At 64.7% G+C, this 14,874-nt stretch carries 13 protein-coding genes and 1 pseudogene; 8 read left to right on the forward strand and 6 right to left on the reverse strand.

Translation table 11 applies throughout. From position 1 onward, the window contains the following. Positions 1-57 precede the first annotated feature (57 nt). Together EJ077_RS24775 and EJ077_RS24780 are read left to right on the forward strand one after the other, a co-directional pair. The gene (locus EJ077_RS24775; protein ID WP_208697044.1) at positions 58-783 is read left to right on the forward strand and encodes a L,D-transpeptidase; all 726 of its coding nucleotides are present in this window, start codon (positions 58-60) and stop codon (positions 781-783) included. A gap of 289 nt (positions 784-1,072) precedes the next feature. Beyond that, a complete protein-coding gene (locus EJ077_RS24780) occupies positions 1,073-1,993 on the forward strand; it encodes a bifunctional 5,10-methylenetetrahydrofolate dehydrogenase/5,10-methenyltetrahydrofolate cyclohydrolase (RefSeq protein ID WP_208697046.1) in 921 nt (306 codons plus the stop codon). A gap of 15 nt (positions 1,994-2,008) precedes the next feature. Here the strand turns inward: EJ077_RS24780 and glcF are convergent, their stop codons facing one another. From glcF to EJ077_RS24800, 4 genes and pseudogenes are all read right to left on the reverse strand, one after another. Then, positions 2,009-3,274: a glycolate oxidase subunit GlcF gene (gene glcF / locus EJ077_RS24785; protein WP_208703122.1), complete on the reverse strand. Its 1,266-nt coding sequence runs from the start codon at positions 3,272-3,274 to the stop codon at positions 2,009-2,011. 69 nt (positions 3,275-3,343) lie between these two features. After that, positions 3,344-4,549 carry an FAD-binding protein gene (locus EJ077_RS24790; protein WP_208697048.1) on the reverse strand — a complete coding sequence of 402 codons (1,206 nt, stop codon included), beginning with the start codon at positions 4,547-4,549 and terminating at the stop codon, positions 3,344-3,346. Positions 4,550-4,705: 156 nt separating this feature from the next. Further along, a complete protein-coding gene (locus EJ077_RS24795; RefSeq protein WP_208697050.1) occupies positions 4,706-6,202 on the reverse strand; it encodes an FAD-linked oxidase C-terminal domain-containing protein in 1,497 nt (498 codons plus the stop codon). 156 nt (positions 6,203-6,358) lie between these two features. After that, a pseudogene (locus EJ077_RS24800) lies at positions 6,359-7,596 on the reverse strand (DUF3422 family protein). Between the two features lie 227 nt (positions 7,597-7,823). On the opposite strand from EJ077_RS24800, the gene EJ077_RS24805 reads away from it, so the two are divergent. The 3 genes from EJ077_RS24805 to EJ077_RS24815 are packed head-to-tail and all read left to right on the forward strand — an operon-like array spanning position 7,824 to position 10,618. Beyond that, positions 7,824-8,648 carry a FadR/GntR family transcriptional regulator gene (locus EJ077_RS24805; protein WP_208703123.1) on the forward strand — a complete coding sequence of 275 codons (825 nt, stop codon included), beginning with the start codon at positions 7,824-7,826 and terminating at the stop codon, positions 8,646-8,648. A gap of 25 nt (positions 8,649-8,673) precedes the next feature. After that, a complete protein-coding gene (locus EJ077_RS24810; protein WP_208697052.1) occupies positions 8,674-9,810 on the forward strand; it encodes an alpha-hydroxy acid oxidase in 1,137 nt (378 codons plus the stop codon). A gap of 34 nt (positions 9,811-9,844) precedes the next feature. Further along, positions 9,845-10,618: a metallophosphoesterase gene (locus EJ077_RS24815; RefSeq protein ID WP_208697054.1), complete on the forward strand. Its 774-nt coding sequence runs from the start codon at positions 9,845-9,847 to the stop codon at positions 10,616-10,618. 79 nt (positions 10,619-10,697) lie between these two features. Here EJ077_RS24815 and EJ077_RS24820 read toward each other — a convergent pair whose 3' ends face one another. Further along, a complete protein-coding gene (locus EJ077_RS24820; protein WP_023782442.1) occupies positions 10,698-10,838 on the reverse strand; it encodes a hypothetical protein in 141 nt (46 codons plus the stop codon). Between the two features lie 278 nt (positions 10,839-11,116). Next, positions 11,117-11,815: a type 1 glutamine amidotransferase gene (locus EJ077_RS24825; protein ID WP_208697056.1), complete on the reverse strand. Its 699-nt coding sequence runs from the start codon at positions 11,813-11,815 to the stop codon at positions 11,117-11,119. 88 nt (positions 11,816-11,903) lie between these two features. Here EJ077_RS24825 and EJ077_RS24830 point away from each other — a divergent pair, with 88 nt between their 5' ends. The 3 genes from EJ077_RS24830 to EJ077_RS24840 all read left to right on the forward strand — a co-directional run bounded on the left by EJ077_RS24830 (position 11,904) and on the right by EJ077_RS24840 (position 14,835). Further along, the gene (locus EJ077_RS24830; RefSeq protein ID WP_208697058.1) at positions 11,904-12,551 is read left to right on the forward strand and encodes a hypothetical protein; all 648 of its coding nucleotides are present in this window, start codon (positions 11,904-11,906) and stop codon (positions 12,549-12,551) included. A gap of 31 nt (positions 12,552-12,582) precedes the next feature. After that, positions 12,583-13,317: a 16S rRNA (uracil(1498)-N(3))-methyltransferase gene (locus EJ077_RS24835; RefSeq protein ID WP_208703124.1), complete on the forward strand. Its 735-nt coding sequence runs from the start codon at positions 12,583-12,585 to the stop codon at positions 13,315-13,317. A gap of 144 nt (positions 13,318-13,461) precedes the next feature. After that, entirely contained in the window at positions 13,462-14,835 is a 1,374-nt protein-coding gene (locus tag EJ077_RS24840) for a glutamate--cysteine ligase (RefSeq protein WP_208697060.1), read from the forward strand. Positions 14,836-14,874 lie beyond the last annotated feature (39 nt).

A 14,874-nucleotide genomic window follows, 5' to 3' on the forward strand; every position in this document is an offset into this window, starting at 1 on the left:
CGCGCAAACCGGGAGCGTTCTCGCCCGGCGTGTCAGGCTATCAAGGTGCGTTCCCCGATGAAATTCCTGCTTCCGTTGTTCAGCGCGGCGGTGCTTGCCGCAGGCGCCATGCCCTCCCTTGCCGACGACCGCTATACCGACAGGCCGCCGGTGATGGTGAGCCCCGACCTTTCCGCGCCCTGGGTGCTGCAGCTTGGCCATGCGCCGGGCATCGTGCGGCAGAACCGACAGGCCGCGCAGCCGCGTCAGGGCACCGCGCAGCCCGACCGTGTGCAGACGGCGGGCGTGCAGGCGCCGGCCAAGCGCATGGTCATGCGCCCACAGATCAACCCGGTCTACCTGCCGCAGGAAGTCGCTTATGATGGAGGCCAAAAGCCAGGCACCATCGTCATCGATACCACGCAGAATTTCCTCTATCTGGTCGAGAAGAACGGCAAGGCGCGGCGTTACGGCGTCGGCACCGGCAAACCCGGCTTCGAATGGTCGGGCACGCACAAGATCACCAACAAGCGCGTCTGGCCGGACTGGCGGCCGCCTGCGGAGATGATCAAGCGCGAGGCGGCCAAGGGCCGCTACCTCCCGACCTATCTGGCCGGCGGCATGGAAAACCCGCTCGGCGCGCGCGCACTCTATATCGGCACGACGGAGTACCGCATCCACGGCACCAACCAGCCCTGGACGATCGGCGGCGCGGTGTCGTCGGGCTGCATCCGCATGCGCAACGAGGACGTGGTCGACCTTTATGAGCGGGTCAATGTCGGAACCACGGTCGAGGTGATATAGTGATAGCGAATCAGCCGGTTAAGCAGTGCTGAGTAGGTTTTTGCGCGCTGTTGCCCTCAAGCCATAGCGCGCTTTTCGAAGACGTGCTTAGACTGGCAGCGAGTTAACGGGGGACGGGCCGTGTGGGGATACGGCCAGTCACGAGAGGGCAGCACGGGTAACCGGGCTGCCCTTTTCGTTTCACGGTGCGACAGGTCGCCCCGGAGGCACGGTGTTTCGCTTTCAGGGCTGATTTCCGGGCCATGCTCTGCTATTGCAGTGCACAATCTTCCCACCAAAGGTTCGAGCTATGTCCCTCTCCGACGACAGCCGCTATCTCAAGGGCGGCCCGGTCGCCCAGCGCATCATCGCCGCCGTGCGCGAGGACGCGGCCATTGCCAAGGCCGAGGGTTTCCCGCCCAAGCTGATCTCGATCACCGTCGGCGATACCGACGCTGTCGATGTCTATGTGCGGAACCAGCGCGCCAAGGCTCAGCTCGCCGGCATCGATTTCGAGGAGCGGCGCTTTCCCGCCACCATCACCTCGGGTGAACTCGAAGCAGCCATCCACGGGCTGAACGCCGATCCGCGCGTCACCGGCATCATCATCCAGCGGCCGGTTCCCGCGCATATCCCGGTCAAGACGCTGCAGGCGGCCGTGCATCCGCTGAAGGATGTCGAGGGCATGCACCCGGCCTCGATCGGCAACATCGTGTACAACCAGCTCGACCTGGCGCCCTGCACGGCCGCGGCTTCGGTCGAGTTGCTCAAGGAAACCGGTCTCGACCTCAAGGGGCTGGAAGTGGTCATCGTCGGCCATTCGGAAATCGTCGGCAAGCCGATCGCTTTCCTGTTGATGAGCGAAGGGGCGACGGTCACTGTCTGTCATCACATGACGCGGTCGGTCGCCGCCCATGCGCGACGCGCCGACGCGCTGTTCGTCGCCGTCGGCAAGCCAAGGCTGATCAAGGCCGACATGGTGAAGCCAGGTGCGGCCGTCATCGACATCGGCATCAATTCCGAAATCGGGCCTGACGGAACCAGCCGCATCGTCGGCGACGTCGACACCGACAGCGTCAAGCACGTGGCCTCCTGGATCACCCCGGTTCCAGGCGGCGTCGGCCCGATCACGGTGGCCATCCTGCTGCGCAACACGATGGTCGCGCTCAGCCGCCAGCGCGCGCTCTATGAGGCGACCTATGGGACCGCCGACAGGCTCGCGGCTGAGTAGCACCGGAACGGACGCCTATTCGGCTGCGATCAGGCTGTCTTCCGCCACGCCTTCCGGTTTCGGCCCGCCATAGGCCCAGTCGAGCAATTTGATCGTGTGCACCACCGGCATCCTGGCAGCGGACGCGATCTGCGTGATGCAGCCGATATTGCCCGTGGCGACGATCGCGGCGCCCGTCGCTTCAATGTTTTTCACCTTGCGGTCGCGCAGCCTGGCCGAAATCTCGGACTGCAGGATGTTGTAGGTGCCAGCCGACCCGCAGCACAGGTGGCCCTCGCGCGGCTCGCGCACGATGAAACCGGCTTTGGCGAGCAGTTCCTTCGGCTGGCGGATGATCTTCTGACCATGCTGCATCGAGCAGGCAGAGTGATAGGCGACGACCGTGCCTGGCCTGCGCACCGGTTCCGGCAGGTCGATCGCGGACAGATACTCGGTGATGTCCTTGGCCAGCGCCGACACGCGTGCGGCCTTGTCGGCATAGGCCGGATCGAGCCGCAGCATGAAGCCATAATCCTTGATCGTCGTGCCGCAGCCCGACGCGGTGATGATGATGGCGTCGAGCCCGCCTTGCTCGACTGCGCGCGTCCAGGCATCGACATTTTGCCTGGCCGAGGCAAGCGCTGCTTCCTCCCGTCCCATGTGATGAACCAGGGCGCCGCAGCAGCCTTCGCCCGGCGGCACGACGACCTCGACACCGAGCCGTGTCAGCAGCGAGATGGTCGTATCGTTGATGCCGGGATCCAGCACCGACTGCGCGCAGCCGGTCAGGATGGCCACGCGTCCTCTTTTCGCTCCCTGAACGGCATGGATGCCCGGCAAGGCCATTGGCGAGGCCGTCGGGATCGATGCCGGCGCGAGCTTGAGCATGGCACTGAGCGGTTTCAGTGCCGGAATTTTTTCGAACAGGCCGATGAACGGCTTGCCGAGCTTCGCCAGTTTGAGCGCCGCCCGGAAGCGACGGGGATAGGGCAGCACGAACGCCAGCATGGCGCGGGTCAACCGGTCGAGCAGCGGCCGCTCGTACGTTTCCTGAATATGGGCACGCGCATGGTCGACCAGATGCATGTAGTTGACGCCCGACGGGCAGGTGGTCATGCAGGCGAGGCACGACAGGCAGCGGTCGATATGGGTGACGATTTCCTTGTCGGCGGGACGGCCGTTCTCCAGCATGTCCTTGATCAGATAGATGCGCCCGCGCGGCGAATCGAGCTCGTTGCCAAGCGTCACATAGGTCGGGCAGGTGGCGGTGCAGAAGCCGCAATGTACGCATTTGCGCAGGATCTTTTCGGACTCGGCGACATGCGGATCGGCTAGCTGTGCGGGCGAAAATTGGTCTGCATCTCTGGTGTCCTAGGCCATGCGGCCGGGATTGAGGATGTTCTTCGGATCGAATTCCTGCTTCAGCCGCTGGCTCAGCGCCGCCAGCGCCGGCGGCTGCGGCTCGAACACCGGCAGCGCGGCGCGGTGGGCGGGCGCGGCGCGCACCAGCGTTGCATGGCCGCCACCATGTTTGCGCAACAGCCCGCGCAGCAGGGCGGCTTCCGGGTCGCCCTCCTCCATGCGCAGCCACACCAATCCGCCCTGCCAGTCATAGAAGGCGCTGACGGCGGCCTGCATGCGTAGCGTCAGGACCATCTGGTGTCCCTGGGCAGGCGTCATCGAGACCCGCCAGACCGGCTTCCCGCTGCCGTCGGCGAAGGGCCTGATATCCCTGATATCGCGCCAGAGTGCCTTGGAGGTCTCACCGGCAATCTCCTCGAGCGGCCCAGCCTTGCCGAGCAGCGTCTTCAGCGTGGCAATGCGATAGGCGACGGACGGGCCGAAGCCTTCGACGCGCAGCAGCGTGGCGGCTTCGGTGCCGAGCGCTCCGCCGGCGACGCGCGCGGCAATGCGCTCCGGCAAATGGGCGGCACTCGACACTTCGGCGCTGGAGCCGAGCGCCAGGGCCATGGCGGCGCAGGCGGCATCGTCGAGCAGGCCACGGACGGCGAGCGTGACTTCGGTCTCGGCAGCTGGCAGCACCTTGAAGGTGACGTCGGTGAAGACGGCCAATGTACCCCAGCTGTTGGCCATCAGTTTCGACAGATCGTAGCCGGTGACGTTCTTGACCACGCGGCCACCCGACTTGAAGGCTTCGCCCCGGCCGGAGACGACATTGATGCCCAATATGTGGTCGCGCGCCGCGCCCGCCTTCAGCCGGCGCGGACCGGACAGGTTGGCGCCGAGGACGCCGCCAATTGTGCCTTTGCCTGGCTCGCCGCCAAGCAGCGGACCATAGTCCATCGGCTCGAAAGCGAACTGCTGACCGTTGTCCGCCAGCAGCCTTTCGATATCGGCCAGCGGCGTGCCGGCCTTTGCCGAAAGCACCAGTTCGGCGGGTTCGTAGAGGGTCACGCCGGAGAGTTTCGACAGGTCGAGTGTATGCTCGGTCTGCAACGGACGGCCGATGCCGCCCTTGGAGTCGTGGCCGAGGATTTCGAGCGATGTTTCCTCCGCCGCCGCCCAGGCAACGGTCGAGAGGACTTCGGCTGGGGTAAGTGGGGTGAAGGTGGTCATATTCGCACCTGGTTCCTCGCCCCCGCAGAGCGGGGGCGATCCTTTCCGGCGAACGTCGGCTTGGCTGATCGGGCGTCCCCCTCTCCGTCTCGGGCTTCGCCCGAGCCGCCTCTCCCCCGCTCGGCGGGGGCGAGGAACTTTTGTCCCACGCCCCCATCAAAACCTCGGAATATCCGGAAATGCGACCTGCCCGCGATGCACATGCATCCTTCCCAGTTCCGCGCAGCGGCGAAGTTGCGGAAATACCTTTCCGGGATTGAGCAGATGGTTGGGGTCGAAGGCGCATTTGACGCGCATTTGCTGGTCGAGGTCGACCTGGTTGAACATTTCCGGCATCAGGTCGCGCTTCTCGACCCCGACGCCATGCTCGCCGGTGAGCACGCCACCGACCTTGACGCAGAGCCGCAAAATGTCGGCGCCTAAGCTTTCGGCCTTGTCGAGTTCGCCCGGCACGTTGGCATCGTAGAGAATGAGCGGATGCAGATTGCCGTCGCCGGCGTGGAAAACGTTGGCGACGCCGAGACCGTATTTTTCCGACAGCTCGCGCATGCCGGCCAGCACGCGCGGCAGTTCCTTGCGCGGAATGGTGCCGTCCATGCAGTAGTAATCTGGCGAGATGCGGCCAACGGCGGGGAAGGCCGCCTTGCGGCCGGCCCAGAAACCCAGCCGCTCCTGCTCGGACTGCGAGATGCGGCATGTGGTCGAGCCGTTGGCGATGGCGATCGCCTCGACCGCCGTGATGAGATGATCGACCTCGACACCGGGGCCATCGAGTTCGACGATCAGCAGCGCCTCGACATCCAGGGGATAGCCGGCATGGACGAAATCCTCGGCGGCATGGATCGCCGGCCGGTCCATCATTTCCATGCCGCCCGGAATGATGCCGGCGCCGATGATGTCGGCGACGCACTGGCCGCCCTGCTCGCTGGTCGGAAAGCCGATCAGCAGGGCGCGCGCCGTCTCCGGCTTCTTCAGGATGCGCACGGTGACCTCGGTGACGACGCCGAGCAGACCTTCCGAGCCGGTCATGACGCCGAGCAGGTCATAGCCCTCCGCGTCGAGGTGACCGCCGCCGAGCCGCACCACCTCGCCATTCATCAGAACCATCTCGATGCCGAGCACATTGTTGGCGGTGAGGCCGTATTTCAGGCAGTGCACGCCGCCGGAGTTCTCCGCCACGTTGCCGCCGATCGAGCAGGCGATCTGGGAGGATGGATCGGGGGCATAGTAAAACCCCTCCTGCTCGACGGCTGACGTGATGCCGAGATTGGTGACGCCGGGTTGGGCCACGACGATGCGGTTGGGAAAATCGATCTCGAGGATGCGATTGAAACGGCTCATCACCAAAAGCACCGCGTCTTCGAGCGGCAGGGCGCCGCCCGACAGCGAGGTGCCGGATCCGCGCGGCACGACGCGGATGTTGCGGTCGTTGCAGTATTTCAGCACGCGCGAAACCTGCGCCACCGTCTCTGGCAGCACCACGACCAGCGGCACTTGCCGGTAGGCGGTCAGGCCATCGCTTTCGAAGGCACGCATTTCATTGGCCGCGTCGACCACGCCTTCGCCCGGCACGATGATGCGCATGTCGGCGACGATTTCGCTGCGCCGGCGCAGCGTCTCGGCGTCTGGCTTGGGCATGGCAAGGCCGGACATCGGCGCTTCCTCCACTCGACTGGTAAAAATGATTTACCAGCTAGCGGCTTTGGTTGCAAATCTTGCTTTGGTGGCGTCGAGGCGGCGGACGCAGGCAAAGCTTCCGCAGCGGCAATCTGCCGCTGCGCATCCGTCGCGTCCGAAGCATAGCGCGGACTATTCGCCCGGGTGTTTCGCGGGCTCGGAATGCATCCGTCGCACGCGGCGCACGCCCCACCAGACCAGAAGGATGGCGAACGGCACCGAGGCGGCGGTGACGACCTCGGGCGCGAAGGCGTGGCCAAAGACCGACGCGCCCTTGGCCACATAGCCGATGAGGCCGACAACGTAATAGGAGACGGCGGCGACCGAAAGGCCTTCGACGGTTTGCTGCAGGCGCAGTTGCAGGCGGGCGCGGTTGTTCATCGAGGCGAGCAGGTCGCGATTCTGCTTCTCGACCTCGACGTCGACCCAGGTCCGCAGCAGCGTGGTGGCACGGGTCAGCTTACGTGACAGATTGGCCTGGCGCTCCTCGACCGATCGGCAAGTGCGCATGGCTGGCGCCATGCGCCGCAGCAGAAAGCCCGCCCAGGTGTCGTAGCCCTGCACAGGCTCCTCATCCAGCGCCTCCAGCCTTTCCGTGACGATGCCGTCATAGGCACGGCTGGCGCCGAAGCGGTAGAGGCTGGAAGCGGCATCGGCCTCCAGTTCGGCGGCAAGCTCCGTCAGGCCGGCGAGCAGCGTCTGGTTGTCGCGCGTCTCGGCGACCTTCATTTCCAGCGTCGTCTGTGCCAAGCGGTCCTCGATGCGGCGGGCGCGGCCGGACAAGGTGAGCGCCAGCGGCAGGCCGAGCATGGCAAGCGTGCGGTAGGTCTCGATGTCGATCAGCCGCTGCGACAGCGCGCCGGTGCTGGCCGGGGTCAGGCCACGGTCGAGGACCAGCATGCGGGTCATGCCGTCGCCGTCCTGGCGGAAGTCGGTAACGATGGCCGCGCTGCCACGCTCGACAAGCGAGTAACACAGGCTGGTCGGGTCGAAGCCGGCGACCTGCCTCTCGCTCGCCTGCGTCCCGAGATGACGGTTCCCGGCGGCGAAAGCCATTGCCGAAGGCGAATCTTCTTGCCCCGGCCATTCTCGGCCAGCGGCCCTTCCCAGAGATAGGTCGAGAATTCCGTGTGCCGCTCCCAGCGCAGCGTGCCCTTGCCCCATTTCATGGCGTGGTGGCGGGCATGACGCTCGGGAGCGGCGATGCCAAGACGGCGCGACAGTTCCGAAAGCACGGCATGGTCGACCGCGGATCCGCCTTCAGTCATGAAGGAGAGTTGGACGAGCACGCGCGGCTTCTCGACCAGCGGATGGGGGCGGGCGTGAACCTCGCCGAGCGCGCCGGGCCGCCTTCGTGCGCCGGAAGCCATGACGCTGCCCTGGCTGCGCGGCTGGAATTCAGATGGACGTCTCGTCCGACACGTCTGTCCCCTGTTTCGACCTTCGTGCAATGGTGTCGTCTTGCGGCAATCGCAAGGACGTAAACAGCAAAATTTAGCGCGAGCGATATGCCGGCGCGGCGCGAAATCGACCGTACGAACGAATTGGATAAATAATTTGACCAGTTGGCGACAGAGGCTCTAATCTGCGCGACATCATTCCCTCTCCAGGCGCTTCCCTTGAGCGACATTTCTCCAGGATCGAGCATTCGCGCACCGCCGACGAGGTGGTGCAGCAGATCGAAAGCCTCATCCTCGAAGGCGTGCTGCGCACCGGCGACCGGCTGCCGGGCGAGCGCGAACTGGCACGCCAGTTCGATGTGTCTCGGCCCATCCTGCGCGATGCGCTGAAGGCGCTCGAAGCGCGCGGCCTGCTGTCGACCCGTCCGGGCGGCGGCACGCACGTCGCCGACATTATCGGCCAGTTGTTCACCAAGCCGGTGGCGGACCTGATCTCGACGCATCGCAAGGCGGTGGCCGATTATCTGGAATATCGCCGCGAGATCGAAGGCGTAGCGGCCGAATACGCGGCGCGGCGCGCCACACCGGAGGACCTTGCTCTGCTCGATCGCATCATGGCGCGCATGGACGAGGCGCATCGTACCGGCGACTTCGACGACGAGGCCGAAATCGACGTCGAATTCCATCATGCGATCTGCGAATGCGCGCACAACATCCTGCTTCTGCACACGCTGCGCTCCTGCTACCGGCTGCTGTCGGAAGGCGTGTTCCAGAACCGACTCCTCGTGTTCACCGTGCCCGGCGCGCGCGAGGCGCTGCTGGCGCAGCACCGGGCGATCCACACCGCGGTCAAGGCCGGCGATCCGGCCGGCGCCCGCCAGGCGGCGATGGACCACATGACCTATGTCGAGCGTTCGATGGCGGAAGCCGAACGCAGCGGCGACTGGCAACGGGTGTCGCGGCTGAGGCTGAGGCAGCGTTCGGAAGCCGGCGACGGCGAACCAGCGCGCAGACGCTCCTAATCAATTCGATCAAGCGGGGACCATCATGAGCGACATTCTGACCATCGCAGACCTCAAGGATCTCGCGCGCCGGCGCGTGCCCAAGATGTTCTTCGACTATGCCGACTCGGGCGCCTGGACCGAGAGCACCTACCGCGCGAACGAGGAAGACTTTCAGACGATCAAGTTCCGCCAGCGCGTGCTGGTCGACATGAGCAACCGCTCGCTTGAATCGACCATGATCGGCCAGAAAGTGTCGATGCCGGTGGCGCTGGCGCCGACCGGCCTGACCGGCATGCAGCATGCCGACGGCGAGATGCTGGCGGCGCAGGCGGCAGAGGAATTCGGCGTGCCGTTCACGCTCTCGACGATGAGCATCTGCTCGATCGAGGACGTCGCCTTGGTGACGAAGAAACCGTTCTGGTTCCAGCTCTATGTGCTGCGCGACAAGGATTTCGTGCTCGATTTGATCGACCGGGCAAAGGCGGCGAAGTGCTCGGCGCTGGTGCTGACGCTCGACCTGCAGGTCCTCGGCCAGCGCCACAAGGATGTCCGCAACGGGCTTTCGGCGCCCCCCAAAATGACGTTGGCCAACATCATCGACCTGGCCAGCAAGCCGCGCTGGTGCCTGGGTATAGCCGGCACCAAGCGCCGCACCTTCCGCAACATCGTGGGCCACGCCAAGGGCGTCGGCGACGTCTCCTCGCTGTCGTCCTGGACCACGGAGCAGTTCGATCCGCAGCTGTCGTGGAAGGATGTCGACTGGATCAAGGAACGGTGGGGCGGCAAGCTGATCCTGAAAGGCATCCTCGACAAGGAAGACGCGCTGATGGCGGCCAAGACCGGCGCCGATGCCATCATCGTTTCCAACCATGGCGGGCGCCAGCTCGATGGCGCGTCGTCGTCGATCATGGCGCTGGAGGAGATTGCGGACGCGGTCGGGGACAGAATAGAAGTGCATATGGACGGCGGCATCCGCTCCGGCCAGGACGTGTTGAAAGCACTCTGCCTGGGCGCCAAGGGCACCTATATCGGCCGGCCATTTCTTTACGGCCTTGGCGCGCTCGGCAAGGAAGGGGTTACCAAAGCGTTGGAAATCATCCGCAAGGAGATGGACATCACGTTGGCGCTGTGCGGAAAGCGTCTGGTCACCGACATGGGCAAGGAGCAGCTCCGACGCTAAGTCAGTGACATCTGACCACGGAGATACCCAGACCTTGGCGGAACCCGGCATCCATTTCCTCGACGCACACGGGCCGGACGGCGTGCGTCTCTACGCGATCGGCGACGTGCATGGCCGGGTCGACCTGCTGGCCGCCATGCATGGTCAGATCGAGGCCGAGATCGCGAGGGACAGGGTTGCGGACTGGCGCGTCATCCATCTTGGCGACTATGTCGATCGCGGACCGGACTCCAAGGGCGTCATCGACTTCCTGATCGAGGCGCGCGAACGCGATCCGCGAAACCTGATGCTGGCCGGCAATCACGACATCGGCTTTCTCGACTTTCTCAAGACACCCGACCCGGAAGGGCTCTTCATCCGTTTTGGCGGCATCCAGACCGCGCAATCCTACGGAGTGACGATCAACAGCGGCAACGGCGCCTGGTTCGGCAAGGCGGAATCAGCCATGCGCAAGGGTCATCAAGCCCTGCTCGAAGCCGTGCCGCAAAGCCATGTCGACTTCCTGCGGTCGCTGCCACTCTCGGTGACATTAGGCGACTTCTTCTTCTGCCATGCAGGCATCAGGCCGGGTGTTCCCCTGGAGAAGCAAAGCCCGCAGGACCTGATCTGGATCCGTGACGTTTTCCACGATCACACCGGCCTCTTCCCGAAGATCGTGGTCCACGGCCACACACCGGTCCCCGAGGCGGAAGTGATGGCCAACCGCGTCAACGTCGACACGCTAGCCTGGCAGTCAGGCATGCTTACCGCGCTCGTCGTGGACGGCGCGGACAAACGCATCCTAGAAATGTCGATAAAGGAGCCTTGAACGCCCCAGCGCCCAAGGGCGCGAGGGATCCGGGCGCGGGGGATGCCCTGGCTTAGCGCAGGGAGGCTGTGACGCCGGCTTAGCGCAGGGAGGCTGTGACGCCGTAGCCGTCAACCGCATTGTGGTTGTTGGCGGCATCGGCGGCATAAATACCAAGACCGCAGAGCACGATGGCGGACAGCATGGCAAAGGACAGAAGCGCTGCTTTCACGGAGGTCATCTCTTGTTGAGCTTCCTGCATCTGTGCACGAGGCGGTTACCAATGCGTTGAAACGGAAAATACGTGTCAAAGTTTCGACGATTTCGCGCTTCTAGGTGTGTTCTGTATCGATGGTGTGTCGCACGGGTCACACAAAAGGTTCATCCCGGTTGCACAGCCGACATAGGGCGCGCGCCTTCTAGGATGGCGGGCGGACACAAGCCAAGGATGAAAGGGGTTTTCCCCAAACGGTTTCACGGCCGCGTGCCAATTATGTCACGCGGAGCATGAACGGACGTTTAGATCGTCGCCACCCAGGCACGGGCGATGGCCAGACCAGCGGCATCGGCGTCAGGGCCGTTGCGGGCCATTTCACCGTCGAGCTTGCCGGCCCAGTCGGGATGGCGCGCGGCGATGGTCGGCGCGAAGGAGGAGCTCCAGTCCTTCACCATCGGCCGGTCGGCCTCGAAATGGAACTGGAAGCCGTAAACGGCGCGGCCGACGCGAAACGCCTGGTTTTCGGCGACATCGTTGCCGGCGAGCCGCACGGCGTCCTCCGGCAGCTCGAACGTGTCGTCGTGCCACTGGAAGATCGGGAACTTTTCCGGCAGCTCAGCCAGCACCGGATCGGCCTTGGCGTCCGGCGTCAGCGACACGCCGCGCCAGCCGAATTCGTTGGCGCCGCCAATGCGGTTCGCGCCGCCAAAGGCGCGGGCGACGAGTTGGCTGCCGAGGCATATGCCGAGCACGGCGCGGTCCTTGCCGGCGAAATCACGTGTCAGTTCGAGCAGCGCCGGGAAATAGGGATATTCTTCGTCGGCCAGCGCATTCTGGCCGCCGCCGAGCACCACCATGGCATCGTGGCCGGTTGCGTCCCGTGGCAGAGCATCACCCTTATAGGGAAGCCGCACATCGAGATCGGCACCCGCTTCGGCCAGTGCCGCACCGACCTGGCCGAGGCCGGTATTGTCGTAGTTCTGGACTACCAGCACCCGCATCGAAAAACCCTGCTGACATGAAAATGCTGTCGCGAGCGATATCATGGCGTCGGCGTTTCAGCCAAGATGCGTATCCCAGGAGAAAACTATGCCACTGCAGAACCGGGTCGATCCGTTCGGCGCCATTCACGCCGTGCCGGAGCGCGGCCTGTTCACCGGCAATCGCGGCATCATCCACGACCCCGCGACAAAGACCCTTCTGAAAAAGCGCTGGGCGCTTCAGGCCTGGATTATCTGCGTGTGCCAATTCCGCAATGTGCAGCGCGAGCCGATGGGCCGCAACCGGCCCGGGGGCAAGGCCGGCTGGACCGAATTGTTCTTTCTTGACGAGGTGACGGCGCTCGCCGCCGGGCATCGCCCCTGCTTCTTTTGCCAGCGTGAACGGGCCAAGGATTTTGTCGGTCGCTTCGGCCACGCCTTCGGTATTGCCGAGCCGCGCGCGCCGCAGGTCGACAAGCGACTGCATAAGGAGCGGCTGGCGGCGGGCGGCAAGCGGTCTGCAGTCGCGATGGATGCGCTTGCCGGCTTGCCTAACGGCGCGTTGGTCGCAGCTGGCGGCAGTGCCTATGCCTTGCGGCAAGGCAAGATATTGCCATGGACTTTTGCCGGATACGGCCCGCCAACCAGCCTTGACCGGTTCGAGGACGAGACGCCTGTGCTGCTGACCCCGGAAACGACGCTTGCCGTCCTGCGCCGTGGCTTTCAACCGGTGTGGCATCCTTCCGCCAAGGCTTGACGGCGGCCGTCGCCTCGCCCATTCCTCGGCCATGCGCGCCAACTACAAGATGCAACGTCTGTTCGTGCCCGACGACCTCGGACCAGACATCGAGTTCGAAACCGGCCAGCAGCAGAGCCATTATCTCCTGCATGTGCTGCGGCTCGCCGAAGGCGCCGAGATCCTTGTCTTCAATGGCCGCGACGGCGAGTGGTCGGCGGCGATATCAGCGAAATCCAAGCGGTCGGTGCGGCTGAAAGTACTGGCGCCGCAAAGACCGCAGCCGCCCTTGCCCGACCTCGTCTACTGTTTCGCGCCGCTGAAGCAGGGCCGGCTCGACTATCTCGTGCAGAAGGCGGTGGAGATGGGCGCCGGCATCCTGCAACCGGTCATCACCCAGCACACGCAGGTGGCAAAGCCTTCCATCGATCGCCTGCGCGCCAATGTCGTCGAGGCCGCCGAGCAATGCGGCATCCTGGCCGTGCCGGAAGTTCGCGAGACGGAAAAATTCGAGCGCCTGCTGACCGGCTGGGAGAAGGAAAGGCGGCTGATCTTCTGCGACGAGGACGCCGCGACCAACAACCCGCTGCCTGCCTTGCAGGCGGTAAAGGAGAAGAAGCTCGCTTTGCTGGTCGGGCCCGAGGGCGGCTTTTCCGACGAGGAGCGCAAGATGCTCCGCGCCCTCCCCTTCGTGACCGCCATTCCGCTCGGGCCGCGTATCCTGCGCGCAGACACGGCGGCCGTGGCGGCGCTCGCGGCGATACAGGCGACAATTGGCGACTGGTAGCGGTTTCTTCCTCCCCCTGTGGGAGAAGGAAGAAGCAGTTCAATTCCTCTTGACCTGTGGCTCAGGATTTTTCGCTTGATCGGCTACTGACATTTCGTCCATTTAGCGCCGGCGGTGGGTCCAACCGCCTTTGAGGGCTTGAAAATGGCGCGCGACACAACCGATTTCCGGCCCATCGAAGGCGTAGACGAGCTTGTCGAGCATCTGGCCGAAGGCAACAAGCCGCGCGAAAAATGGCGCATCGGCACCGAGCACGAGAAATTCCCGTTCTATGTCGATGGCAATGCGCCGGTGCCTTACGGCGGCGAGCGCGGCATCCGCGCCATCCTTGAAGGCATGCAGAACAAGCTGGGCTGGGATCCCATCATCGATGACGGCCGCATCATCGGCCTGGTCGAGCCGACGGGCCAGGGCGCGATCTCGCTTGAGCCCGGCGGTCAGTTCGAGCTGTCCGGCGCGCCGCTGGAAACGATCCACCAGACCTGCCGCGAAGGCAACGCCCATCTGGCGCAGGTGCGCGAGATCGCCGAGCCGATGGGCATCCGCTTCCTCGGCCTCGGCGGCAGCCCGAAATGGTCGCTGGCCGAAACGCCGAAAATGCCGAAGTCGCGCTATGAGATCATGACGCGCTACATGCCCAAGGTCGGGACCAAGGGCCTCGACATGATGTACCGCACCTGCACCATTCAGGTGAACCTCGACTTCGAGAGCGAGGTCGACATGCGCCGCAAGATGCAGGTGTCGCTGAAGCTGCAGCCGCTGTCGACGGCGCTGTTCGCCAACTCGCCCTTCACCGACAGCAGGCCGAACGGGCTGCAGAGCTGGCGCGGGGACATCTGGCGCGACACCGACAACCAGCGCTCGGGCCTGCTCGAATTCTGCTTCTCGCCGGATTTCGGCTTCGCCGACTATGTCGAATGGGCGCTCGACGTGCCGATGTATTTCGTCATCCGCGACGGCCACTATCACGACATGACGCACATCACCTTCCGCCAGTTCATGGCCGGCGCCGCGCGCAACGAAGTGCCGGACGGGCTGCCGACGATGGGCGACTGGGCAAACCACCTGTCGACCTTGTTCCCCGACGTACGGCTGAAGCGTTTCCTGGAAATGCGCGGCGCCGATGGCGGCCCCTGGCGGCGCATCTGCGCGCTGCCGGCCTTCTGGGTCGGGCTGCTTTATGACGAGGCAGCACTCGGTGCCGCCGAGGCGTTGACGTCGAGCTGGACCTACGAGGAAGTGCTGGCGATGCGCAACGCCGTGCCTGAACTCGGCATTTCCGCGCCCTTCCGCAACACCACGCTGCGCGAGGTCGCCCGCGACGTCATGGCCATTTCGCGCACCGGGCTGAAGAACCGCGGCAAGAAAAACCGCGACGGCTACGACGAAACCTCGTTCCTGAACACGCTCGATGAAGTCGTGGCGCGCGGCACCACCAGCGCCGAGGAGATGCTGTCGGCCTATCACACGCGCTGGGGCGGCTCGATCGAGCCTGTATTCATGGAATATGCCTATTGACCCCGCGCGCTGACGGGCGGCAAAAGCCGCTTCAATCGG

Source organism: Mesorhizobium sp. M8A.F.Ca.ET.057.01.1.1 (assembly GCF_003952565.1).
GTDB lineage: Bacteria > Pseudomonadota > Alphaproteobacteria > Rhizobiales > Rhizobiaceae > Mesorhizobium.